Here is a 23,975-nt window from a genome sequence, read left to right as displayed (position 1 = left end):
TTACTCCATCAAGTATTGTATTTTGTGTTGCAGACGGGGCACCGAGTCTTCGGTGAACAGAAACAACAAATCAAAGTTAACGCTGTGGTGTTCAATGCTGTAGCTGAGCTCTACGGCCAGCGTTTTTTTCCAGCGGGTTTGGTTGACCCGCAATAGATCGTCGAAATTGCAATGCTGACCCAGAATAATCGGGTGGCCTTGCGAGAAGCGGATATCGAGTTGCTCGGCAAAGCCATTCAAGCAGGCGCCGATCAGTAGCGACGACAGATCCATCAGCAGTTCGAGTTGGGTATTGTTGTCCACTTCGCCTTCGTGCTGCATCAGCTTGGCGATATCGCGAAAACTCGAGTCATGAAAGATCAGCAGCGCTTCACCGGCAATGCCGCCGGAAATATAGCCCTGACAAACGGCCGACACGGCGCCACCACGCTGGGCATCGGCCAGCGCCATCGACAGCTCGCCGACTTCGAAAATATTGACGTTCGGGATCGGCAGTTTGACGAAGACATTCAGCACCCGCGCCAGCAAGGCGCCGGCCCGGCCCATCGCGACGTTGGTGATTTCCCGAAAGGTGTCGCGAAAGCCGATTTTGCTCAGATCTTGTAGCGCACTGACTTGCTCGGCATTCGGGGCTTCGGCGACAGGAATCGCGACTGATGCTTGCGTTGCCGGCTCGGCTGCTGGTGTCGCGGCCGGTTTGGCAACCGCGGGTTTATATAAGCCGTGTTCGCGCAGCGTTTTGCGCAAATCGAGGGGGTCAACGGGTTTTTGCAGAAACGCCAGCGCGCCTAACCCCAGCACGCGCTGAACGGCTTGCTCCTGCACATCGCCGGAGACGACGACAACCCGGGCTTGCAAGCCTTCATCGCGAATGGCTTGCAGCACGCCGTAGCCGTCCATTTCCGGCATCGTCAGGTCGAGCAGCACGACATCGCCGTGGCCCTTGCGAATGACTTCCAGCCCTTCCAGGCCGTTGGCCGCCTGGGAGATCTGGAAGTTCCAGTCCGGCGGCAAGGCCTTGATCAGCTGTTTGCGTGCAAAACCGGAGTCATCGCACACCAGCAAGCGTATGGACATGATTGGAATCGGGTCCCCATTCCCGGCACATGCCACAAGTAAAGGTCACGGATCGGCTGGCTGCAAATTAATCGATAACAATTGTTGGGGATATTCCTAATGGGCTTGTTGCTGCTTTTCCTGAATCAATTGCTCGAGCGCCTGATCATCGAAGTGATAGCGCTCGCCGCAGAAATCGCACTGAATCGTCGTTTCGCCTTCTTCAGCACGCATTTCCTGCAAATCACCAACTGGCAGCGTCAGCAAGCTGTCGCGGCAGCGCTCGCGCGAGCAGCGGCAATGGAATCGTACGGCCTGACTCGGGAACAGTCGCACCTGTTCCTCGTGATAGAGCCGGTGCAATACGGTTTCGACCGGTAAATTCATCGCCTCCTCGGTTTTCAAGGTTTCCGCCAGCAGCGCGATACGGTGGAAATCCTCATGCTGCTGCAAACCCGGCATCGCCTGAATCATCAGGCCGGCGCTGCGCTCGCCCTCGTTGAACAGCAGTATCCGGGTTGCCAGTTGCTCCGATTGCTGGAAGTAGTGCTCCAGGCAGTCGGCCAGCGTTTCGCCGTCGAGTGGCACCACGCCCTGGTACTGCTGACCTTGTTCCGGCAGCAGGCTCAGCGCCATCCGGCCGCCGGCCATCAGCGCCGAGAAATCGCCTTCTGGAATATCGCCCTGCCACTGGCCGACGCTGCGCAGGCCCAGCTCATCGGTGCTTTCGGCCAGCAGCAGCTTGACCGGGCCGTCGCTCTGGAATTGCAGGCTGATGCGCCCTTTGATTTTCACCGTCGTCGCCAACAGACCGACCGCTGTTGTCGCCTCGGCAATCAGCCGTTGCAGCGGCGGCGGGTACGGGTGCGAGCGCAGGTTGCGGGCCAGGCTGGCGTCGAGCCGGACGAACACGCCGCGCACCGAAAGGCCATCAAAAACAAAACGGTGGAGCTGATCCCACATCTTTGGCTTTCCTCGTTATCTGGGTTGGTTATTCGTGATCGGATTGATGCTGCCGAAACTGCTGTAACTGCCGGCGCTGGCGCTTGTCGGGCTTGCCGTCGCTGTAGGGCATTGCCGCGGCATTGGTCTTGCGCAGTTCAGCTTCGTGTTCGCGCTGCCGGCGACTGGCTTCGGTTTCCTGATAAAGCGTCTGGGCGACACTGGCCGAGCTGCGGGTTTCACTCAAAGCCAGGACCACCACTTCAAACTGCTCGAAGCCACGCCGGATCTGCAGTCTGGCGCCTACCCGCAGCGTATGGCCGGCCTTGACCCGCTGGCCATCAAGATGGACCTTGCCGCCAGTCACCGCCTGCTGGGCCAGGCTGCGGGTTTTGAAAAAGCGCGCGGCCCATAGCCACCTGTCCAGCCGCACGCTGTCACTGCTTGAAGTCATCTAATGGTCTGTTCGCTTGATTTTTGCCGATTGAGTCGCCGTCGTCGGCGCTGTCTATCGCGGTTTTCGCCGCCGCTGTCGCAGCCGGGTGGGACGCGGCCCACAAACATGAAACCCTGTACATAACGATACGTCCAGGCGCTGGTCGCCAAAGGAGCCAGTTGTTATGCTTGCCGGTCTTTGTGGGAAGCCCCGTTCGCAGCAAAATTCATAAACCTAAAAGCCACAGTTGGCCGCTTCAAATGAATAGGTAAAGTTATAAACATGAAAAGATTTTTGCTCATTTCAGGGTTCACTCATTGGGTAATTCGCTCCGCAGCGCATAGCGCACCCCGACTCGGCGATACCGCGTTGCCCATCCTCGCGAGGAGAATGACCCTCGCTCCGGTGTGCGCCTTGTCTCGCCTTCACCGGCATGCACTCTGCGCTGCGGCCCAACTGCGGTTTTTAGGTTAAAGGATTGTACCTCGGTGTCTGCGTTGAATGCCTTAACTCCGTTGCGCCAACGATTGGCGGCTGTCCCGGTTTCGCTCTGGCGCCGCCTGGTTTATCTGCTGGTCGGCCTGTGGCTGCTGTGGTTGCTGGCCAAGGCATTCTGGCGCGTAGAACAGACGCTGTTCTGGCAGCCGCCACCACCGCCACCGGTCGTCGCCGTCAGCAGCCGCCAGCAAACCGTTGATATTGAAGCGCTGCTACGCGCCGAGCTGTTCGGCTCGGTCACCCAGGTGGTGCAAGAACAAAAAGTCGAAGATGCGCCTGAAACCACAGTGCCGCTGAAGTTGCTCGGCGTCTACGCTGCTGAAACACCGAAAAAAGCCAGCGCCATTGTTTCCCAGAACAGTGGCCAGCAAGCTGTTGTGTTTGTCGACGAACCGATTCCCGGTGGCTACGGCACTTTAAAAGAGGTGTTCGCTGATCGCATCATTATTGATCGCAGCGGTCGGCTGGAAACCCTGCGCATGGAAGATCTGACCGGCCAGCTAGCCAGCATGATGCAAATCCAGAACGATGTGCCGAAACCACCACCGAGTGGTCAGCAAACATTGGACAAGCGCTACGACCCGCAGGTCAGCGCTGCGCTGCAGGACATTCGCGGCAAGCTCAATACCGATCCGGCTTCATTGACCGACGTGCTGAGCGTGCAACCGCTTTATGTCGATGGTCAGATGCAGGGCTACCGCGTTGGTCCTGGCCGTGACCGCAAGCTGTTCGCGCGCTTTGGTTTGCAGGCCAACGATGTCGTCACGGCGATTAACGGCGTGCAATTGAATGACCCGACCCAGGCGTTTGCGATGATGAACGATTTGAACAGCGCCACCGAATTAACCATTACGCTGCGACGCGGTGACCAGGACGTCAACCTGTTGCTGAATTTGCAGCCCAACCCCAGCGAAGAATGATTACGACGCCATGAAAACTTTGCAACGCACTCTGCTGGCCGGTGTTCTCGCCAGCCTCGCTTTTTCGCCGACGCTGTTTGCCGGCCAAGCGGTACTCAACCTGAAAGACGCTGACATCCGCGTCGTGATCGAACAGGTGTCGAAACTGACTGGCAAAACGTTCGTGCTCGACCCGCGCGTGCAGGGCCAGCGCATCACCATCCTGTCGCAGCACATGATGGATGAAAAAGAAATTTATGATACCTTTTTGACGATTCTGAAAGTCTATGGTTTCGCTGCCGTCGAAACCAATGGCGTCGTCAAGATCATGCAGGAACAAGGCGCGCGTCAGGAAAATGTGCCGGTCTACGCCGAAGGCGGTCGCCGCTTTACCGGTGATGAATTGGTCACGCGCGTGATCAAAGTTGAATACGTTGACGCCAACCAATTGGTGCCGGTGCTACGTGCATTGGTGCCGCAATCAGGTCACTTTGCTCCGTATGCCCGTACCAACGTGCTGGTCATTGTCGACACGGCGGCCAACCTGAATCGCATCGTTGAAATCGTTCGCCAGATTGATAAAGCCTCGGAAGAAGAAATCGAAGTCATTGCGCTGAAACATGCGTCGGCCGACGAAGTCGTGCGCATTCTGGAAAATCTCGATCGCCAGGGCAACAAAGGCGAAGACCCAATGAACCGGCCGCGCTACACGGCCGATGTCCGCACCAACAGCATTCTGCTCGCGGCCGAAGGCAAAGCAAGGATTCGTCTGCGCGGCATGATCGCCCAGCTCGACCAACCAGTATCGAGCGGCGGTAATACCAAGGTGATTTATCTGCATTATGCGAAAGCCGAAGATCTGGTGAAAGTGCTGACCGGTGTGTCGCAGCAACTGGAGAAGGCCGAAGAAGGTAAAAAAGCCGATACCGCTGCAGCACGTTCCCGCACCGGGGGGAATTTTAGTATTGATGCACATGAAGAAACCAATGCACTGGTTATTTCTGCGTCACCCGACATGATGCGTTCCCTGGAAGCAATTATTCGCCAGCTCGATATTCGTCGCGCACAAGTACATGTTGAAGCGATGATTGTTGAAATCTCCGACAATCTGGCGCGTGAACTCGGCGTGCAATGGCTTTTTGCCGAGCGTGGCGACAATCCTGAGGTGCCGGGGGGCGGTACAAATTTTACCAACACCGGTCCGGGTATTTTCCAAATTGCTGCCGCGGCTAGGCAGCTAGATGGTGAGGACGGAACGAGCGACGCAGTCAATCAGTTGCTGGGAAATTTGTCTGGAATTACGTTTGGTTTGGGGCGAATCCGTGATGATGGATTTTCGTTTGCGGCGTTTATCAAAGCATTGGGTTCAACAACGGACTCAAATATCCTTTCGATGCCATCAGTGACAACGCTTGACAACGAAGAAGCCGAGTTTCTGGCTGGTCAGGAGGTTCCATTTATTACCGGTTCGACGTTGGGCAGCAACAATACCAATCCTTTCAATCAGGTAGAGCGAAAAGAAATTGGTATCAAGCTGAAAATCAAACCCCAAGTAAACGAGGGTAATGCGGTTCGCCTTAGTATCGAGCAAGAAGTCTCAAGCATCGCAGGAAACACTGGCGTTGATATCGTCACCAACAAGCGCGCGATCAAAAACAGTGTGTTGGTTGAAGACGGTGACACCATTGTGCTTGGCGGTTTGGTTGATGAAGACGTACAGGAAAGCGTGCAGAAGGTTCCATTGCTTGGCGACATTCCTATTCTTGGTCATTTATTCAAATCGCAAAAATCAACCAAGATTAAACGCAATCTAATGGTATTTATCCGACCGACGATTATTCGCGATGCGAGCTCGTCCAGCCAATTGTCTGCGCGGAAGTATGACGCACTGCGTGAGATGCAGAAGGTTGAGCAAGAGAAAGGCATCAACCTGATGCCAAGCACAGATACGCCAATGTTGCCGGAATGGCAAGAGCGCCCAATTAACGAAAATGGACGTAGTGACGAGAGTCGCTACCAGCAGGACTCGGCAAGCGAAGTAGTAACGCCAACAGAGGACTCAACTGAGCAAGAAAATCCTGCGCAGCAGGAAGGCCAATAACCATGAGTCTGGCGCGTTTACCGTTTGGATTCGCCCGTCGCCATGGCGTCGTTATAGCCGGCGAGCAGGATGGTGTTGCCCAGGTGTTGGTCAAGCCCGGTGTTGCGCCGGTGGCGCTCGCTGAAGCGCGCCGCTATGTTGCTCAGAACGCGAAGTTTTCCGTGGTGTCACCGGAAGAATTCGAAGGCGCGCTGGCGCGCACCTATCAGACCGAATCCGGTGGCGCGGCACAGGCGATGGAAGATATCGGCGAAGATCTGGATCTGTTCAGGCTCGCCGAGGAAATGCCGCAGACCGAAGATCTGCTCGATGCTGAAGACGATGCGCCAATCATCAAACTGATCAACGCGTTGTTATCGGAAGCCATCAAGGAACATGCTTCCGATATCCATATCGAAACCTTCGAGAAGAATTTGATCGTGCGCTTTCGCGTCGACGGCGTGCTGCGCGAAGTGCTGCAACCGGACAGACGGATTGCACCGCTATTGGTATCGCGTATCAAGGTCATGGCGAAACTCGATATCGCCGAAAAGCGCATTCCACAGGACGGCCGTATCGCGCTGAAGCTTGGCGGTCGCGCGGTCGATGTGCGGGTATCGACGTTGCCGTCTTCGCATGGTGAACGCGTGGTACTGCGTTTGCTCGACAAGCAAGCCGGACGCCTGGATTTTTCCCATCTCGGCATGCGCCAGAAGCTGCAGGACCAGTTGAGCGATCTGCTGCACAAACCGCACGGCATTCTACTGGTCACCGGCCCGACCGGTTCCGGTAAAACAACAACGCTTTACGCCGGCCTGACACTGCTGAACAACGCCGTGCGCAATATTCTGACCGTTGAAGATCCAGTTGAATACCTGCTCGATGGCATTGGCCAGACCCAAGTCAACACCAAAGTCGACATGACTTTTGCCCGCGGCCTGCGCGCCATTCTGCGTCAGGATCCGGACGTGGTCATGGTCGGTGAGATTCGCGATTTGGAAACGGCGCAAATTGCCGTGCAGGCGTCGTTGACCGGTCACTTGGTGTTATCGACACTGCACACCAACAGCGCCGTTGGTGCTGTCACCCGTCTGGCGGATATGGGCGTCGAACCTTTCCTGTTGTCGTCATCATTGCTTGGCGTACTGGCCCAGCGTCTGGTGCGTCGTTTGTGCGATGACTGCAAGCGCGCAGAAACCGCCAACGAAAAAGAATGCGAGCTGATGGGGTTGGATAAAGCCAATCCACCGATCATTTATCACCCGGTCGGCTGCCAGCAATGCCGCTATGGTGGTTATCGCGGCCGGCAAGGGATTTTCGAATTGCTGCTGGTCGATGAATCGATGCGTACGATGATTCACAACAACGCCAGCGAGCAGGAAATCGAGAAACACGCGCGTAAGTATTCTCCATCGATTCGTGATGATGGTCGCGCCCAGGTACTGGCCGGTGTCACTTCGGTGGAAGAAGTGTTGCGGGTAACGCGGGAGGATTGAGCATGATTCTTCTCCGATTCCATTTCTTTCATCGCATAGCAGGACATTAAGTCATGCCGGCGTTTGAATTTATTGCACTTGACGTCGACGGTCGCCAGAAGAAAGGCATTCTGGAGGCCGATACTGCCCGGCAGATCCGTTCGCAATTACGCGACAAGGGTTTGACGCCGCTGGAAGTCAACGAGGTTGCACAAGCCACCGGTCGCGTTGACAAGCGCAGCAAACAAAAAGCACCGCGCCGGGTGCGCATCAACGCCGCTGATCTGGCGTTGATTACTCGTCAGCTTTCAACCCTGATTCGCGCCGCGCTGCCAATTGAAGAAGCGCTGAAAGCGGTCGCTGATCAATGCGAAAAACCCAATCAAAAATCGATGATGTTGGCGATTCGCGCGCGTGTTACTGAAGGACATTCACTGGCCGATGGTTTGAAACTGTTCCCCGATGTGTTCGACACGCTGTTCTGTTCGATGGTCGATGCCGGCGAAAAATCCGGGCATCTTGATGAAGTGTTGGAGCGTTTGGCCGATTACACCGAGAAGCGTCAACACCTGCGCCAGAAAGTCAGTCTGGCGATGGTTTACCCAACCATTCTGGTTTGCGTTGCCGTTGCTGTGGTGGTTGGCTTGTTGACATTCGTGGTACCGAAAGTCGTGGCCCAATTTGAAAACGTCGCTCAGGAACTGCCACTGCTGACCCGGGTCATGATCAGTATTTCCGAGTTTTTGCAAAGTTGGTGGTGGGCGTTGGCGGCGCTGATCGCGTTGGCCGTGGTGGTGTTTAACCAGCTGATGCGCAATCCGGCGATCAAAATGCGTTTCGATCAACAGATATTGTACTGGCCTTTGGTCGGTCGTCTGGCACGCGCGGTCAACACTGCCCGCTTTGCCCGCACGTTGGCCATCATGACGGCCAGTGCTGTGCCGTTGCTGGAAGGGATGCGCATCGCTAGCGAAGTGATCGGCAACACCTATTTGAAAGGCGTCATTGATGAAGCCGCCTTGCGGGTGCGCGAAGGCAGCTCATTGCGCGCAGCGCTTTCACGCAGCAACGCATTCCCACCGATGCTGATTCATATGATCGGTTCCGGTGAAAACTCCGGCGAGCTGGAAAACATGCTGGCCAAAGCCGCCGAAAACCATGAACGGGAATTCGAGACGACGGTAGGCGTGACATTGGGTCTGCTGGAACCGCTATTAATTCTGACGATGGGCGTGTTGGTGCTGCTGATCGTGCTGGCGATTTTGTTGCCGATCTTCCAGTTGAACCAGATGATCGGTCGTTGATATTTGATTAAGTACTGAGGAACAAGCAATGAAACGCAAACACCTAGCTCGCGGCTTCACGCTGCTGGAAATCATGGTTGTGCTGGTGATCATCGGCATTCTGGCGACCGCCGTCATGCTCAATATCGGCGGCGATGTCGATCGCGCCACGATCACGCGCGCACAGGCTGATATCGCCACGCTGTCGACAGCGCTGGAGCGCTACAAGATGGATAACTTTACCTACCCGACAACGGAACAAGGATTGGCCGCGTTGGTGCGCAAACCCAATTCCGATCCGGAGCCGCGTAACTACAAGCAAGGTGGCTACATCAACAAACTGGAAAAAGATCCGTGGGGTCGTGAATACCAATATATTTCACCTGGCGAGCACGGCGAATTCGATGTGTTCTCGCTCGGCGCTGATGGCCAAATGGGCGGCGAAGGTCCGAACGAGGACATTGGCAACTGGGATACGTCGCTAGAGAACGAGCGCTAAGCGCGTGCATCATGATGATCGGCAAACCGTATTTTTGTTGGCGTGAGCAAGCGCAGGTTCATTCTGCGCGCGGCTTTACGCTGATTGAAATTCTGGTCGTGCTGATCATCATCGGTTTTCTGTCCGCGGCGATGGTCATGTACGGCAGCGATACCCGCCGCGACACCGCCAAAGAAGAAGCCGAACGCCTGTTGGCAACGCTGAACCTGGCCTTGGAAGAATCGCAGTTATACGGCGTCGAGATGGGCCTAGAGGTGAGCGAAGATCGCTACCGCTTTGTCCACTACGATGACGATCGCTGGCAGTTGATCAGCGATGACCGAGCTTATCAAACTCATACGCTACCGGAAGGCTTTGAATTTTATCTGGAGATCGAAGGCTTCCCGGGCAGCGGCAAATTGCCGGGAGCAACCATCAATGACAAAGGTCAGGTTGAACAAGCCAAAGACGAAGAGGGCTCACTATTGAGCCTTGGTGGCGGCAAGAAAAAAGATCAAGACGAGGGCGGAGGCGAATCCAGCAACGAACAGAACGATGAGGAAAAGCCGGAATCGGTGTTGCCCCAGGTATTTATTCTGAGCAGCGGCGAATTCAATCCATTTTTATTGGCGATTGGCAACCGGGTCGACCCGCCGATGTTCTTCCGGATTCGCGGCTCGCTCGATGGCCAATTGAAACTCGAAGGGCCGTTGACAGGTGATTTCGTCAACGACCTGAATCAGCCCTGGGAGGATCCGAATGCTGATCTCCCGTCAAGCTAAAGGTTTCACGCTGCTCGAAGTGCTGGTCGCCTTGGCAATCTTTGCGATTACCGCCGCAGCGATGATGAACAGCATCGCCAGTTCGCTGAATGCGCAAAGCCATATGGAGCGCAAAGTGTTGGCGCACTGGATGGCGCAGAACATCATGGCGGAAACCCGCTTTCTGCCGCAGTGGCCGAGCGTGGGCTTAAGCAATGGCGATGTCGAGATGACCGGGCATATCTGGTATTGGCAGCGCAAGGTCGAAGAAACCGCGGATCCAAAACTGCGCCGTATCGAAATCGAAATTCGCGCCGAACAGGACGATGAAGATCCATTGGTGCGCCTGGCCGGTTTTGTCAGCGAACGCCCAGCGGAGCTATTTGGCCCAGCCGAAACCAATCTGAGTAGCGATGGCAGGCTTGCTGATGATCCCAGTGTGAAACCGCCAGGTGGCGGTTTAGACGTCGAGGTCCCGGAGGACGAAGGGGAACAAGATCCACCTGATGTTCCTCCACCAGACAAGGACCGCGACTAATGATTCGCGTCACCCAGAAAGGCTTTACGCTGATCGAAATGCTGGTCGCCGTGTTGATCTTTGCATTGATCAGCGTCGGCGCCTACAGCACGCTGGATGCAGCGCAAGATGCTCAGGAAACCATGCGTGTCCGCGGTGAGCGCTTCATTCAATTGCAGAAAGCGATCACGATGCTGAGCCGGGACTATCGTCAGCTCAGCTTTCGTCGCGCTCGCGATCAATACGGGGAGCGTACGCCGATTGTGCGCGGCGCCGGCGATTCGGAAAAAGACGAAATCTTTATCGAGTTCACCCGCAGTGGCTGGCGCAACCCGGCCCAACTCCCGCGCTCGACGCTGGAGCATGTCATTTACCGCTTTGAAGACGGGCAATTGATTCGCTACAGCTTTCTGCTGCTTGATCAGGCCCAGACCAGCACGCCGGTGCGCCGCGTGCTGATCGATGGCGTGTTGTCGATGAAAATCGAGTTCCTGAAAAGCGCGGGACAAGGTTTGCCTGATCAGTGGGCGAAAGAATGGCCGATCGGTGGCTCCGTGAATGTCGAGGACAGCAACAAGACGCCGCGTGGGATCAAAGTCACACTGGATGTCGAAGGCATAGGCGAGGTGCACCGTGTGCTACCGTAAACCGCCTTCACGGCAACGCGGTGTCGTGCTGATTGTGGTGCTGATTGTGGTCGCGCTGGTGGCGATGATTGCCACCCAGATTTCCTCGCGACTACTGCTCAGCGAACGGCGCAGCACCAATCTGCAGCACAGCGATCAGGCCTGGCAATATGTGCTCGGTGCTGAAAGCCTCGCCGCCTCGCATTTGAAGGAGGCGTTGAAAGAAGACAAGGATAAAGTGCATCTCGGTCAGGCCTGGGCCAAAGGTAAATTCGTTTTTCCGATCGAAGGCGGTCAACTCAGTGGCGAAATCATCGACATGAGTACCTGCTTTAACGTCAACAGCTTGCTGTTCAAGAAGCGCGATCAGCAAGGCAATCCCAAAGACCCGCAAGGCGGCAAAGGTGGTGCGGCGCCGAATGCGATGCCGGCCGGCGCGCAATTGCTCAGCAAAATATTTGAACAGACGCTTGACGATGTCGAGGTGACACCGGAAGCCCTGAGTTCGACGTTGATCGACTGGATTGATGAAGACAACGAACCGTTTGGCAATGATGGTGCCGAGGATTACCAGTACACCGCATTGCAGTTGCCGTATCGTGTCGGTAATGGTCCGCTAGGTGCCATTTCCGAACTGCGCACGATCAAAGGTTTTGATGCCGATGTGTATCGTGCTGTGCGGCCGTTTTTGTGTGCGCTGCCGGATGTCGAATACGGTCGCATCAACATGAACACCCTGCCACCGGAACGGGCGGTGATTCTGGCCGCGATGGTGGACAACTTATCGGTGGAGTCGGCACGACAAGTGCTTGAATCAAGACCGAAAGACGGCTTTGAATCGGAAGCCGAATTCTGGACGGCACCGGGTATGCCAACCGATGCCAAAGCCAACTCACTTGGTGAAGACCGCATCAGCTTCACCACAGCGTATTTCCTGGTCAAGGCCGAGGCGGTAGTGGGCCGCGGCCGGGCCCGTGTAGAATCCCTGCTCAAGGCTGAAGAAAACCAAAGCTTCAAAGTCGTGAGCCGCTCCTTTGCGGAAGAGTAAGCGTTATGACCAGCACCATTTTTTTACGATTGCCGAATCTGGTGGAGCAACCTGCCGACTGGGTTGAACTCGCGGCAGACAATCAGATTCTCGCTTCCGGTCGTTTGCAATGGCCGGAACAGTTAACGGAATTGGCCAGCCACGCACAACAGAAATCGCTGGTGCTGGTGCTGCCGGTTGAACGCACGCTGATCACCCGAGTAACGGTGCCGGAGAAACAGCAAAAACACTTGAGCAAGGTGCTGCCTTATCTGCTCGAAGAACATGTCGCTGGCAGCATCGATGATTTGCATATCGTTGCCGAACCGGTGTTTGAGCAAAATCAGGTGTTGACTGTTGCTGTCGATGAACAGTATTTCCGCGATTGCCTGCAGCAGTGTCAGTCAGCCGGCCTGAATCCGGTTCAGGTCACCATCGATGCACTCGGTCTGCCAACGACGATCGATCGCGCTCATTTGCTGGTCAGCGAGCAACGTGCACTGCTGCGTTTGCCGGATGGTCAGGCACAGGCGTTGGCATTATCCGAATTATCTTCATTGCTACCGCTGCTGCTCGGCGAAACACCGCTGAAAATCTTTTCGGCCGACAGCACGCAAGCCAACGACATTGTCGCTGAACGCGAGGAGATTGATCATGATCTCGCTTTCCTGGCGCAACGTCTGCGCACGACATTGAATCTGCGCCAGGGTGAGTATGCGCCGTCATCGGCCTGGCAGGAACACTGGCAGCAATGGCGGCCGTTGGTGAAAGTGCTCGGCATCGCGGCGGCGGTCAGCTATCTGCTGGTCATTGGTGATTTGCTGCTGATGAATTACCGGATCAATAAAATTGATTCCGCGATTCGGGAAAGCTATGCGCAAGCGTTTCCGAGTGAGGCCAATGTCGCGCAGCCGATGGCCAGCATGCGCGGCCACATGAAAAAGTTTGCTGACGGTGTCAGCGGCGGTGGCTTTACCGGCTATCTCGCCGAAGTGGCGCCGGTGGTCAAGGAAAATCCGCAATTGGTTGTGCGTGGCGCGGGTTATGAGGTCGGTTCACAAGCCTTGCGCATGGACATCACGGCACCGGATCTCGGCACCTTGAATCAATTGGTGCAACGCTTTCAACAAATGGGATTCAGTACCGATCTCGGCCAGGCCAGCGCCAGTGCCGGCGGTTACAGCAGTCGTCTGGAACTGCGTCGCCAGGGAGAGAAAAAATGATTGCTCAAGCGCTCGCGCCACTGAAGGAAAAATATCAGGCGATGCCGGAACGCGATCGGCGGGCGTTGCTGATGCTCGGTATCTTTCTGTTGCCGGCACTGCTTTATTTTGCGTTGGTGTTTCCGGTGCAACGTGCGCACTCCAGTCTCAGTCAGCAACTGGAAGCGAAACAAGCCGATTTGCAGTGGATGCAGGAAAGCGCGGCGAAGATGAAATCCATGCGCGGCAGCAATGTCGGTGGTCAGCGCCAGGGCCGCGGGTTGTCGCAATTGGTTTCCGATTCGGCACCACGCTATCAATTGCAGATCTCCCGCATTCAACCGCGTGGTGATGATGAGATTCAGGTCTGGCTCGAAGACGCGCCATTTGATCAGCTGGTGCACTGGCTGCATCAGAGTGAACAGGATTTCGGTTTGGTCGTTGCCAGTATCAACATGACGGCCGGCAAGAATCCGGGCTGGGTCAAGATGCAAGTGAAATTCAAGGGCTGATACGAACGCTGATTGTCGTTCGCCCACAAACCAAGGTTGTCGCATCGTTATGCAGTGGAAAAAAGTGCTTGTCTGGGGTCTGCTGGCCTTCGTAGTCTGGCTGGTCATGGTGGTGGCGTTGATGCCGGCCAGTTTTGCGCTCAGGCTGGCCGGTCAAGCGGCACCAAGTCTTATTGTGCGCCATGCTTCCGGCACGATATGGAATGGTTCAGCTGCCTCGGTGCAACTGAATCAGTTGCTGCTGCCGAATGTGCAATGGCAGCTCTCGCCATGGCGTTTGTTCACCGGCACTGTGCAAACCGATTTGCAATTCGGCGGCGACAATACCTTGCAGGGTCAACTGCGTGTCGTAGCCAGTACCAGTGCACAACGGCTTGAGAATATTGATCTGACCATTCCGGCTCAACAACTGAATGCGCTGTTGCCGCTGCCCGGCGCGCAGTTGCATGGATTGTTTCGTTTCGATGGGCCGCGTATCGCGTTTGAAGACAAGCAACTGAAAGCGCTTGAAGGCCGGTTGCAATGGCGCGATGCCCGGGTGCAAACACCGCTCGGCCAACCACCGCTTGGCAGTTATGCGCTGCAGTTCCGTACCGATGAAAACGGCACGATATTTGGTGACATTAGTGATCTGGAGGGTGTGCTCGATTTGCAGGGCACGATGCAATACCAGGCCCCGAATTTGAGCATCAGCGCTACCAGCCGCGCTGATTTACCGGAACAACTCGACCGCTTTTTCCGTGCCGTTGCCAAGCGCGAAGGTAACCGCTACCAAATCAGCTTTCAACGGCAGATGCAATTGTGAAAGATTCTGCCGTGACTACAGAGACGACGCTAGCTATCGACTGGTCGCAAATCGATACCGTGCTGTTCGATATGGATGGCACGCTGCTGGATTTGCATTTCGATAATTTTTTCTGGTTGGATCATCTGCCGCAACGCTACGCCGAAATTCATCGGCAAGACGAAGCCGAGGTGCGCGAGAAACTCGCGAAGAAATTTGCTGCCAAGCGCGGCCAGCTCGATTGGTATTGCGTGGATTACTGGAGCCGCGAACTGGCGTTGAACATCGAAGCGCTGAAGCACGAAATCGGCGACAAGATCGCGTTCCGGCCGTTCGCCACCGAGTTTCTGCTATGGTTGAAACACCACGATAAGCGCTGTTACCTGGCCACCAATGCCCATCGAAAATCACTCGAACTGAAGCTGGCGCGCACCGCCATGCACGATCATTTTGTCGCGATGATTTCCTCGCATGATTACGGCTATCCGAAAGAGCACGACGGCTTTTGGCAGGCGCTGGTGCAAGCTCATGGCATGGATTTGTCGCGTGCGCTGTTTGTCGATGACTCGCTTGATGTGCTGCGCGCTGCCAAGCGCAACGGCGTTGGCCATTTGCTGGCGATTCCGAATCCGGACAGCCGGCATCCGAGCCGCGATACCGGCGAATTCATCGCCATCGGGGATTTCCGTTTGCTGATGCAAAACGGCTGAGGATTGCTGATGACTGAGCACAAGAAACCGGAATTGCTGCACGCCGAAATCATCGCGCAAACCCGTTTGTTTCGCGTCGAGGCTTTGCACTTACGTTTCAGCAATGGCGTTGAGCGGCATTACGAGCGCCTGAAAGCCGGCGGGCGCGGCGCCGTGATGATTGTACCGCTGCTCAATGAGCAGACGCTGCTGTTGACCCGCGAGTATGCCGCCGGTGTCGATCGCTACGAGCTGGCGTTTCCCAAAGGCCTGGCCGAAGTCGGTGAAACGCCAGAACAGGCTGCCAATCGAGAACTGATGGAAGAAGCCGGCTTTGGTGCCCATAAGCTGACGCGCCTGAAAACGCTGACGCTGGCGCCCGGTTATCTGAGTCATCGCATGGATGTGTTGCTGGCCGAGGACTTGTATCCAAAGCGGCTCGAAGGTGATGAACCGGAGCCGATTGAAGTGGTGCCTTGGTCCATCGACAAGATCGATGAATTGCTGGCCTCTGAGGAGTTTTCCGAAGCGCGCAGCATCGCCGCGCTGTTTCTGGTGCGTGACCTGCTGAGGCGCTGATTATCGGGGTGCTTGCGCGGTGCCATGACGATTTCCCATATCGTCCGCGGTCGCCGCTTATTTGCCAAGCACGGCGTCACCGCCGACAATGGGCGTTTCGCCGCAACCGACAAACCAACCATGCAAGTCGATGTCATTACCTCCGCGCTGATCGTCGCCGCCGAACAGGCCGGTGCCGCGATCATGAATATCTACCGTAACGAAGCGACTGAAACGACGATCAAGGCTGATGGTTCGCCGCTGACTCAGGCCGATATGGCGGCGCACCGGATTATCGCTGAACATCTGCAGCGTTTTGATTGGCCGGTGTTGTCGGAAGAAAGCGCCGAATTACCGTTCGCGACACGGCAGCAACAGCACACCTATTTTCTCGTTGACCCGCTGGATGGCACCAAGGAATTCATTCATCGCACCGATGAATTCACGGTCAATATTGCGTTGATTGAAAACGGTGTCGCGGTACGCGGTGTCGTGTTCGCGCCGGCACTCGATTTGATCTACGTTGGTGGTCAGGGCATTGGCGCCTGGAAGAAAGCTGATGGCAACGCATGGCAGGCGATACAGGTTAGCAATCGGGTGCCGAGTGCTTCATCACCATTGCGCGTCGTTGGCAGCCGCCGTCATGGCGCTGAGAAACTCGCCGCGATGCTGACCGATGTGCCGCACGAACTGGATAACCGTGGTTCGGCGCTGAAAATCTGTCAGGTCGCCGAAGGCAGCGCCGATTTTTATCCACGTCTTGGCCCGACATCAGAATGGGATACGGCGGCCGGGCAGGCGATTGTCGAAGCCGCCGGCGGTCATCTGACCGACATGCACTTGCAGCCTTTGCGTTACAACCAGAAAGACAGTTTATTGAACCCGAATTTTCTGGTGCTGAATCAAAGTTATGCACAATGGATTTCGCGCCTGAAACTGGCTTAATCGTTATACCTTGAAACGGGCAATTGCCCGGGTCAGCGCTTCGGCGAGCGCCGCCATTTCCTTGCTGGCGCGTACCGCCTGCTGCATCTGGGCATTGATCTGTTCGCTGCCGGCAAACGCCGACTGAAAGGCTTTTTGCGCGCTCAACACTTCCGCCAATTGTGAATCGGCCGCACTCAAATTCTGCTGATTGTCCTGATCAATCGCGCGCATCGCTGCTTCCAGTGCGCGAATTGCTTGGTCAATCGCCTGCGCATCCTGCTTGGTCATTTGCGCCCGTTGATGGCTTTGCTGCATGACATCGACGGCCTGGTGAATGCCGTTCAGCAAGTCGTTGATGGTCTGGGAAATTTCCTTGGTCGATTGCGCCGTGCGTGTCGCCAGCGTGCGCACTTCATCAGCGACGACGGCAAAACCTCGGCCTTGTTCGCCAGCACGCGCCGCTTCGATGGCCGCGTTCAAGGCCAGCAGATTGGTTTGCTCAGCAATGGTTTTGATCACAGCGACGATGGCGTTGATGTTCTTACCTTGTTCAGTCAGCGCTTCAACGACCGATTGTGCCGCGTTCAATTCGCTGGCCAGCGCATCGCTGCGCGCAACGGCGACTTCGACCGTGGCCTGGGCCTGTTCGCTGCTATGGCTGGAACTCTGTACCGACTCAGCAACTTTGCTGGCATTGGTTTTCTGCGTTTCAGCGGCGTGTTCGACCGACGCAATGCGCTGTTCGATTTCGGACATCTGCTGTTGTTGCTGACGGGAGCGGGCAGCGGTGCTTTCGTTCATCTCGGTCACGGCCGACGACTGGCTGATTACCTGTTCGGCCACTTGTTGCACTTGCTGCACCAGATCGTGCACGTGATCAGCCATTTGATTGAACGAGCGCTGCAGTTCCGATAGTTCATCGCGGGTGTGCAGCGGTGCCCGTGCCGTGGTGTCGCCATCGGCAAAACGCTGCAGCGCCCGCTGAAAACTGGCGATGGTGATTTGCAGCGAGTACGAGAAGCCGATGAACAGCCAGGCCACCGCCAGCAACGTTGCCAGCACCAACACCAATAAAATCCAGCGCTCGCGCTGCAACTCGTCGCGATGCGCTTGCAGTTGCTCGGCCAATACCTGTTGGGCAATGTCGATCAAATGGCTGGTCTGAGCCAGGTTGGCATCGACGCGCGCTTTGAACTGCCCGGCCTCAATGGCGATATCGGTGGCTTCGACCAGTTCATCCTGCAGCAGCGCCTGGCTGTCCTGCAAGCTTTGCAGCGCTGCTTCGGCCGCCGTTCGCAAGCGGCTTTCCTGGGGGTGCATGTCAATTACTTCCTCGATACTGACGCGCAGGCTCGGCGCATTGGCATACAGTCGATCGAGTTCATTGGACAGTACGTCATAGGTGGTGGAGTCAATCGTTGGCAGTGTCAGCGCATATGCGCCGAGATGGCGCAGGCGACGCTGGGCCTTGAGCAGTGCCAAGCTGCGTTTGACCAGTAAATCAGCGAGGTAGTAACGGCGAATGTCGGCATCGTTGACCAGGCCGCCGGAGTCGGCGAGCTGGCGCAGGCTGTTTTCAATGCGCACCTCGGTCGGATCGTAAATGCTGTTCAGCTCGGTGACGTCGCGCACCGATGCCATCGGCGCGCTCTGCGCCTGCTGCCATTCCTGATTGAGCGCATCGAGATTGATCGACAGTGACCGCGCCTGCTCCAGCGCGGTGTTGACGGCGGCCGTGACGCGATCCAGTGCGGCCTGATTGCGACTATCGCTGGCCCGGGCAACAAAGGCCTCGGTCTGAAAATCTCCATAGGCGCGATGCAGCGCCATCAGCACAGGCAGTTGCGCCAGCACCTGTTGTTCGGCATCGACCCGGCTGAGTTGCTCGTTGACGCCGGCAAGATAGCCATAACCAAGCAGCCCAAGCGGCAGCGAAAACAACAAGCTGACCAACAACAATTTCGCGGAGAACCGCAGCCGGTTCATCAGTTCAATGGCCGGGGAAACCAGCGTGCGCAACATAAAGCAGATTCGACAACTCAGACTCGTCTGTTAAAAGTAGTCGAGCGCTGATCATTAAACAAACGGCGCTCACCCGGAGCGCACATTCGACTTTGGTCGATCGGTCAGGTTTGCCTTTACGCAACGCTGTCGATCATCTGAGTGATCAAGACAAGCCACAGCAAGCATTTGATTCAACGATTATTGTGCGCTCCGTCGTGTTGCTTTCACGAGTGCTTTATCTGCACCGAATTGATGCGATGCACCAGGCGCTACAAACGGATACAGAAACGAGTCGCTTTTCGATTTGGCATTTCCCGAAAAACCGGCTTTTTTTCCCGGAATTTAACTGTTATAAGTTCGTCAGCCCGGAACAATAAGCAATACCGGGCGCATACAATCAGACCACGGAGGCTTCACGATGAATCACAAGTATTCGCAAGTTGAAGAATCACCCTCTTTCAAACGCGCCGTTCTGGCTGCTTCCATCGCGCTTGCTATTGGACCTTTCGCTGTAGTCCATGCCGATGACGCCGAAGGCGAGGAGAAAAAAGAGGTCGAAGTTGAACGGGTATCGGTACTCGGTACTCGCGCCGCACCCCGTTCCGCGACCGAATCTGCTGTTCCAATCGATATCATTCGTGCGGAAGATTTCACCAATCAGGGCTTGATCGACATGAACGACATGATTTCCAGTGTCGTGCCCTCTTACAACATTAATGCCCAGCCTATTTCTGACGCCGCCACCTTGGTCCGCCCCGCGAACTTGCGTGGTCTGGCACCTGATCACACACTGGTGCTGGTCAACGGAGTACGTCGGCATCGCTCAGCCGTCATCACCTTCCTCGGTGGCGGTTTGTCCGACGGTGCCCAGGGTCCTGATATTTCACTGATTCCTGGCATTGCCATCAAATCTGTTGAAGTGCTGCGCGATGGCGCTGCCGCTCAATATGGCTCCGATGCGATAGCAGGCGTCATGAACTTCAATCTGCGCAATAACGCCCAAGGCGTGGAATTTGAAGTCAAGCATGGTGAGTATTTTGAAGGTGATGGTACCAACACCGTTTATTCCGCCAATATCGGCCTGCCATTGACCGACCAAGGCTTCTTTAACGTTAGCTATGAATTCAAACAGGCGGACCCAACCGACCGCAGCATACAGCGTGCGGATGCTCAGGCGCTAACGGATGCCGGTAATACCAATGTTGCCAATCCGGCGCAAGTATGGGGCCTGCCGGAAACGCATCGCGATTTCAAACTGTTCGTCAATTCCGGATTGGATCTGGGTAACGGCAAAGAAGCCTATATGTTTGGTAACTGGGCAGAACGCAACGTTGAGGGCGGATTCTTCTTCCGTAACCCCAACACGCGCAGCGGAGTATTCTCTGGCGATGGTGGCCAAACTTTGCTGGTGGGTGACCTGACACCCAATGATTCGAATAGCTGCCCGACGATCAATATCGTTAATGATGTTCCTGATCCCGTAGCGCTAGCACAGGTTCAAGCCGATCCAAACTGCTGGACTTTCTATGAGCGATATCCAGGCGGCTTTACTCCGCGCTTTGGTGGCATAGTGGTTGATGGCTCGATTGCACTTGGTACAAAAGGCGAATGGGGTGATTCGTGGTTCTACGATATCAGCTTCTATGCCGGCCGCAGTGAAGTGGAGTTCTATATCAACAATACCGTTAACGCCTCAATGGGGCCGGATTCTCCATCGTCCTTCAAACCTGGCGCTTACACCCAAATTGAAAAGGCATTCAACTTCGATATTTCCAAACCGATGGAGCCGGCTTGGGCCGATTCCGCCAACCTCGCTGCCGGTTTCGAGATGCGGGAAGACACCTTCGAAATTACTGCCGGTGACACGCCATCTTTTCTTGATGGCCCACTCACGGATCAAGGTTTCAGCATCGGCTCGAACGGTTTTCCTGGTTTCAAACCGGAAGATGCCGGTTCGTTTGATCGACAAAACTGGGCAATCTACGTTGATTACGAATTGAGCCCAACGGAAAACCTGTTCACCAGCGTCGCGCTGCGCCACGAGGACTACGACGATTTTGGCACCACCACCAACTGGAAATGGTCTGGTCGTTGGCAGGTCATCGACTCATTGAGCTTGCGTGCCGCTGCCAGCACCGGTTTCCGTGCGCCAACGGTTGGTCAAAACAACGTTCGCAACGTGACCACGCAGTTCACACCGCAAGGTTTGCAAGATCAGGCAACCCTGCCACCGACGCACCCGGTCTCGGTGCTGAAAGGTGGTGAACCGTTGGAACCGGAAGAGTCCGTCAACTACTCGCTGGGTATGGCATTCGAGCATGAGGATCTGTTTATCACGCTCGACTTGTTCAAGATCGAGGTCACCGATCGGATTAGCCAAACTTCGCCATTGGCACTTTCACCGGCAGAGCGCGCGCTGTTGGTGTCTCAGGGGGTACGTGATGCCGCAAGTCTGAGTTCGGTGGTGTACTTCACCAACGATTTTGACACGACAACGGAAGGCTTCGACTTGGTCGTCAGTTATTCCTGGGAGATGTTGGGGGGGGATTCCAATCTGATGTGGTTGCTGAACAGAACGCAAACCACCGTGGATGACTTTAACCCTGCCAACATTGCACCAGAGAAAATTCGTACGTTGGAAGAGGGTTTGCCGGAATGGCGTTCGACGCTGACTATGCGTCAGAACTGGGACAAATTGGGCGGCTTTATTCGTGCCAATTTCTACGATGAGTACTATGAAGACCATTTGAATTCAGCACTGCCGATTGAAGCTGGTGCTGAGCTTACGTTCGATATTGAGGCCAGCTATCGGTTTACCGAAAACCTGGCGGGCGCCATTGGCGCACAAAACTTTACCGATGAATATCCGGATCGCAATCCATGGGACTTCATTGCGGGTGCGGCGTATCCTTCAACATCACCAATGGGGTTCATGGGGGGGTATTACTACTTCCGTCTTAACTATCAGTTCTAAAGGGGGAGAAAAAGCGGGGAAAGTTTCCCCGCTTTTTCTCGCGTTAGCCATGGAAACAATACGTAGAATCTGCACGATAATTCATATCGGTAGTTAGCTACGCTAGATACCCTTGCATGACTGACACCCACTTATATCAGTGCAAGATTCCTCTCGTTCAAAAATCGTTCAGCCAATGACATGGCGGCTTCTATTCTTGGCAGCTGCCTCTGAATGTCCTCCTCGTGTCGACGCCACTTCTCACTATTAGGCGTGGAAAGCGTATATTTTGACAACGGCAGGACCTCAGGGATGGTTTCATCCCATCGAATGTTTAGCGTTGAACATAATTGTTCAATGACTTTCGCAGGGGATCGTAGAAACTCATGGTACGTTGTGACGACCACATCTTTTTTCGGCAGCGATGCCAAATCATCAATCATAATTTTGGTAGTGGACTCCCACTGCGCTGCCACAATTTCTGCAATACTTTTCCCGTTGAGCACCTCCCAACCGGGGGTAAGCAATAGCGACCAGGGCAATCCGGTCCAGCCAGGTAAATTGGGATACGTGTTAAAACGCCCAGACTGCCATGCATCGATCATGCTGCCCATCGTCTCGCGCGGATCACGATAAAGATACAAAAACACAGCCTCTGGGAAGCATGTCTTCAGAAACGGAATACGTAGCGCATTTTTCGGCGTTTTCTCCAACATTCTTACTCGACCGCTCTTCTCTGCTGACCCATCGCGGCTCTTTAACGCCTCATAAAATCTGCGGCGAAGCTCTGCGACCACTTCAGGCGTCGCATCCGATGAGGTTAAGCGATTTGAACCTTTTCCGTTCGTTGCCGGACTTAACTCGGACATTGTCTCCATCAGTGTATGGCTTTCTCCGCCGATGGTAAGAAGGCTTGGTGAACGCAGCAGCGTTTCAAAAAGCAACGTAGAACCCGAACGAGGTGAGGAAACAATGAATACCGGTCGATCAAACATCGGATCGACAGGCGCTACCTGATGATGCTTGATTGAAGAACCCGAAGCAGCCGCTCCCCTTATCTCACCGTCACCTAGCCATGCCTGTGCTCCGCTTATGGCAACTTTTGCGACCAGCGTATGGACAACACTTGCCATGTTCAACTCATTGTTGAGCACGACATTTGCGCACAATTGATCAATTTGCTGCATGAATTGATTCATAGCACCCTGGTAGTCTGCCCATCCTTCTTTGTGTTCTCCAAAAGCGGCCCATAATGCCTGCCAGTGCCGGCAGAATTGCGCAATATTTTGTCTTAGCATGGGGGTGTTTGCTGACGGCGGGGCTTCGGAAAGAATAAAGCCAAGTCGCGCTTTTAATTCCCACGGTGTCATGACTGTCGGTACGTTCGCCCGTTCAAAACGTGGATTCACCTCAGCATCCCGATCGTACTCAATGTGCTTGGGTGACCAAACATTCGCGAAGTTCTTCTTATTGTGGTCACGCCCTGCACCCACCATCATCCAGAAAGGCTCTGAACCAACGGTATCGACAACCAGATGAATGCGTTGTTCTGCCGAGTCATTCAATACTCGATGCTGGCGCCAAGTATCGAAAATCCAACACTCCCCGGCGGCCATGTTGACTACCGCATCTCCACACTCAAATCTCACCGATGGTTGTGTAAGAATGGGCACATGGATTCGGACCCGATCTGCCCAGTAGTAACCCTGATCAGCATGGCGCGTGACTTCTGCATTACCACTCAATCGCATTAAACGCGTTCTGCCGAGCGGTACTCGCAAAGTTGCCAAAATCTGGAATAGATATGGGCATCGCTTCAAATATGGTGTTGGCGACATTTCCCCGGCAAATCCTTCGTTGGTCGGATCGCCATTGACGGCAACTAAAGGCAACATCGAATTACCGGGAAATCCTTGCGGGTGGGGCATCCACTCTTGTTCGCTGATGTTCTTGAGTTCTTCTGTTACGAGCGAGGCATTGAACAGGAGGGGCAGTTGCATGAATGGTGCTGCAAGCTTCATATGGTTCCTATTGGTGAATGACCTAGACCACTATTCTATACAGATAACGTGCAGGCTCGACTTTTGATTGAGCAACGTTCCGGGATGGGATTACGGTGCCTTCAGCCTTGGTAAACACGTTTCGTCAATATGCGAAACGGTGAATGGAATAACAATTAGCGCAAGAAGCATATCGCGTCTCTTCCGTTGGTACATATGTTCAACTATATGCGCCCTTTGAACGGAAAAATCACATGCAGATCTGAAT

The 23,975-nt window shown here is 55.0% G+C and carries 21 protein-coding genes; 16 read left to right on the top strand and 5 right to left on the bottom strand.

The window, feature by feature from the left end:
- The 3 genes from E2H98_RS07905 to E2H98_RS07895 form a co-directional block, all read right to left on the bottom strand.
- Complete coding sequence (locus E2H98_RS07905) at positions 1-1,080, bottom strand: response regulator (protein ID WP_133588729.1); 1,080 nt, start codon at positions 1,078-1,080, stop codon at positions 1-3.
- Positions 1,081-1,173: 93 nt separating this feature from the next.
- Positions 1,174-2,019, bottom strand: coding sequence for an Hsp33 family molecular chaperone HslO (hslO, locus tag E2H98_RS07900; protein ID WP_133588199.1), 846 nt, complete (start codon positions 2,017-2,019; stop codon positions 1,174-1,176).
- Between the two features lie 28 nt (positions 2,020-2,047).
- On the bottom strand, positions 2,048-2,452 hold the full coding sequence (locus E2H98_RS07895; RefSeq protein WP_133588201.1) for an RNA-binding S4 domain-containing protein: 405 nt from the start codon (positions 2,450-2,452) through the stop codon (positions 2,048-2,050).
- Positions 2,453-2,922: 470 nt separating this feature from the next.
- On the opposite strand from E2H98_RS07895, the gene gspC reads away from it, so the two are divergent.
- From gspC to cysQ, 15 genes are all read left to right on the top strand, one after another.
- Positions 2,923-3,852: a type II secretion system protein GspC gene (gspC, locus tag E2H98_RS07890; RefSeq protein WP_157591295.1), complete on the top strand. Its 930-nt coding sequence runs from the start codon at positions 2,923-2,925 to the stop codon at positions 3,850-3,852.
- A 10-nt stretch (positions 3,853-3,862) separates the two neighbouring features.
- Positions 3,863-5,932: a type II secretion system secretin GspD gene (gene gspD, locus E2H98_RS07885; RefSeq protein WP_133588206.1), complete on the top strand. Its 2,070-nt coding sequence runs from the start codon at positions 3,863-3,865 to the stop codon at positions 5,930-5,932.
- Positions 5,933-5,934: 2 nt separating this feature from the next.
- Entirely contained in the window at positions 5,935-7,407 is a 1,473-nt protein-coding gene (gene gspE / locus E2H98_RS07880) for a type II secretion system ATPase GspE (protein WP_133588208.1), read from the top strand.
- Between the two features lie 53 nt (positions 7,408-7,460).
- The gene (gspF, locus tag E2H98_RS07875) at positions 7,461-8,690 is read left to right on the top strand and encodes a type II secretion system inner membrane protein GspF (RefSeq protein WP_133588210.1); all 1,230 of its coding nucleotides are present in this window, start codon (positions 7,461-7,463) and stop codon (positions 8,688-8,690) included.
- A gap of 28 nt (positions 8,691-8,718) precedes the next feature.
- Complete coding sequence (gene gspG, locus E2H98_RS07870; RefSeq protein WP_133588212.1) at positions 8,719-9,168, top strand: type II secretion system major pseudopilin GspG; 450 nt, start codon at positions 8,719-8,721, stop codon at positions 9,166-9,168.
- An 11-nt stretch (positions 9,169-9,179) separates the two neighbouring features.
- The gene (gene gspH / locus E2H98_RS07865) at positions 9,180-9,929 is read left to right on the top strand and encodes a type II secretion system minor pseudopilin GspH (protein WP_133588214.1); all 750 of its coding nucleotides are present in this window, start codon (positions 9,180-9,182) and stop codon (positions 9,927-9,929) included.
- Positions 9,907-10,446, top strand: a complete 540-nt coding sequence (gspI, locus tag E2H98_RS07860) for a type II secretion system minor pseudopilin GspI (protein ID WP_133588216.1) — start codon at positions 9,907-9,909, stop codon at positions 10,444-10,446. The genes gspH and gspI overlap by 23 nt, the downstream gene beginning before the upstream one ends.
- On the top strand, positions 10,446-11,072 hold the full coding sequence (gspJ, locus tag E2H98_RS07855; RefSeq protein ID WP_133588218.1) for a type II secretion system minor pseudopilin GspJ: 627 nt from the start codon (positions 10,446-10,448) through the stop codon (positions 11,070-11,072). Before gspI ends, gspJ begins: the two co-directional genes overlap by 1 nt.
- On the top strand, positions 11,059-12,099 hold the full coding sequence (gspK, locus tag E2H98_RS07850; protein ID WP_133588220.1) for a type II secretion system minor pseudopilin GspK: 1,041 nt from the start codon (positions 11,059-11,061) through the stop codon (positions 12,097-12,099). Before gspJ ends, gspK begins: the two co-directional genes overlap by 14 nt.
- 5 nt (positions 12,100-12,104) lie before the next feature.
- A complete protein-coding gene (gspL, locus tag E2H98_RS07845) occupies positions 12,105-13,301 on the top strand; it encodes a type II secretion system protein GspL (protein ID WP_133588221.1) in 1,197 nt (398 codons plus the stop codon).
- Entirely contained in the window at positions 13,298-13,792 is a 495-nt protein-coding gene (gspM, locus tag E2H98_RS07840; protein ID WP_133588222.1) for a type II secretion system protein GspM, read from the top strand. Before gspL ends, gspM begins: the two co-directional genes overlap by 4 nt.
- A 49-nt stretch (positions 13,793-13,841) precedes the next feature.
- Positions 13,842-14,597, top strand: a complete 756-nt coding sequence (locus E2H98_RS07835) for a type II secretion system protein N (RefSeq protein ID WP_133588224.1) — start codon at positions 13,842-13,844, stop codon at positions 14,595-14,597.
- 11 nt (positions 14,598-14,608) lie between these two features.
- Positions 14,609-15,286 (top strand): GMP/IMP nucleotidase, encoded by a 678-nt coding sequence (yrfG, locus tag E2H98_RS07830; RefSeq protein ID WP_280529055.1) that lies wholly within the window; start codon positions 14,609-14,611, stop codon positions 15,284-15,286.
- A gap of 9 nt (positions 15,287-15,295) precedes the next feature.
- Entirely contained in the window at positions 15,296-15,844 is a 549-nt protein-coding gene (gene nudE, locus E2H98_RS07825; RefSeq protein WP_133588226.1) for an ADP compounds hydrolase NudE, read from the top strand.
- Between the two features lie 120 nt (positions 15,845-15,964).
- A complete protein-coding gene (gene cysQ, locus E2H98_RS07820; RefSeq protein WP_133588733.1) occupies positions 15,965-16,768 on the top strand; it encodes a 3'(2'),5'-bisphosphate nucleotidase CysQ in 804 nt (267 codons plus the stop codon).
- A gap of 3 nt (positions 16,769-16,771) precedes the next feature.
- Here the strand turns inward: cysQ and E2H98_RS07815 are convergent, their stop codons facing one another.
- Positions 16,772-18,772 (bottom strand): methyl-accepting chemotaxis protein, encoded by a 2,001-nt coding sequence (locus E2H98_RS07815; protein WP_133588229.1) that lies wholly within the window; start codon positions 18,770-18,772, stop codon positions 16,772-16,774.
- A gap of 400 nt (positions 18,773-19,172) precedes the next feature.
- Here E2H98_RS07815 and E2H98_RS07810 point away from each other — a divergent pair, with 400 nt between their 5' ends.
- Complete coding sequence (locus tag E2H98_RS07810; protein ID WP_133588231.1) at positions 19,173-21,728, top strand: TonB-dependent receptor plug domain-containing protein; 2,556 nt, start codon at positions 19,173-19,175, stop codon at positions 21,726-21,728.
- Between the two features lie 131 nt (positions 21,729-21,859).
- Here the strand turns inward: E2H98_RS07810 and E2H98_RS07805 are convergent, their stop codons facing one another.
- Positions 21,860-23,728 (bottom strand): sulfotransferase, encoded by a 1,869-nt coding sequence (locus E2H98_RS07805; RefSeq protein ID WP_133588233.1) that lies wholly within the window; start codon positions 23,726-23,728, stop codon positions 21,860-21,862.
- Positions 23,729-23,975 lie beyond the last annotated feature (247 nt).

It is taken from the genome of Permianibacter aggregans (genome assembly GCF_009756665.1).
GTDB classification, from domain to species: Bacteria; Pseudomonadota; Gammaproteobacteria; order Enterobacterales; family Permianibacteraceae; genus Permianibacter; species Permianibacter aggregans.
Note: the sequence above shows the minus strand (reverse complement) of the source record. Positions and strands in the feature narration are given on the sequence as shown.

Excerpts from the sequence above, each read along its gene's own strand:
- cysQ (WP_133588733.1), top strand. The coding sequence starts at position 15,965 with ATGCAAGTCGATGTCATTACCTCCGCGCTGATCGTCGCCGCCGAACAG.
- hslO (WP_133588199.1), bottom strand. The coding sequence starts at position 2,019 with ATGTGGGATCAGCTCCACCGTTTTGTTTTTGATGGCCTTTCGGTGCGC.
- gspE (WP_133588208.1), top strand. The coding sequence starts at position 5,935 with ATGAGTCTGGCGCGTTTACCGTTTGGATTCGCCCGTCGCCATGGCGTC.
- gspL (WP_133588221.1), top strand. The coding sequence starts at position 12,105 with ATGACCAGCACCATTTTTTTACGATTGCCGAATCTGGTGGAGCAACCT.
- E2H98_RS07815 (WP_133588229.1), bottom strand. The coding sequence starts at position 18,772 with ATGTTGCGCACGCTGGTTTCCCCGGCCATTGAACTGATGAACCGGCTG.
- gspM (WP_133588222.1), top strand. The coding sequence starts at position 13,298 with ATGATTGCTCAAGCGCTCGCGCCACTGAAGGAAAAATATCAGGCGATG.
- gspH (WP_133588214.1), top strand. The coding sequence starts at position 9,180 with ATGATGATCGGCAAACCGTATTTTTGTTGGCGTGAGCAAGCGCAGGTT.
- gspF (WP_133588210.1), top strand. The coding sequence starts at position 7,461 with ATGCCGGCGTTTGAATTTATTGCACTTGACGTCGACGGTCGCCAGAAG.
- nudE (WP_133588226.1), top strand. The coding sequence starts at position 15,296 with ATGACTGAGCACAAGAAACCGGAATTGCTGCACGCCGAAATCATCGCG.
- E2H98_RS07895 (WP_133588201.1), bottom strand. The coding sequence starts at position 2,452 with ATGACTTCAAGCAGTGACAGCGTGCGGCTGGACAGGTGGCTATGGGCC.
- E2H98_RS07810 (WP_133588231.1), top strand. The coding sequence starts at position 19,173 with ATGAATCACAAGTATTCGCAAGTTGAAGAATCACCCTCTTTCAAACGC.
- gspD (WP_133588206.1), top strand. The coding sequence starts at position 3,863 with ATGAAAACTTTGCAACGCACTCTGCTGGCCGGTGTTCTCGCCAGCCTC.
- E2H98_RS07835 (WP_133588224.1), top strand. The coding sequence starts at position 13,842 with ATGCAGTGGAAAAAAGTGCTTGTCTGGGGTCTGCTGGCCTTCGTAGTC.
- E2H98_RS07805 (WP_133588233.1), bottom strand. The coding sequence starts at position 23,728 with ATGAAGCTTGCAGCACCATTCATGCAACTGCCCCTCCTGTTCAATGCC.
- gspI (WP_133588216.1), top strand. The coding sequence starts at position 9,907 with ATGCTGATCTCCCGTCAAGCTAAAGGTTTCACGCTGCTCGAAGTGCTG.
- gspJ (WP_133588218.1), top strand. The coding sequence starts at position 10,446 with ATGATTCGCGTCACCCAGAAAGGCTTTACGCTGATCGAAATGCTGGTC.
- gspG (WP_133588212.1), top strand. The coding sequence starts at position 8,719 with ATGAAACGCAAACACCTAGCTCGCGGCTTCACGCTGCTGGAAATCATG.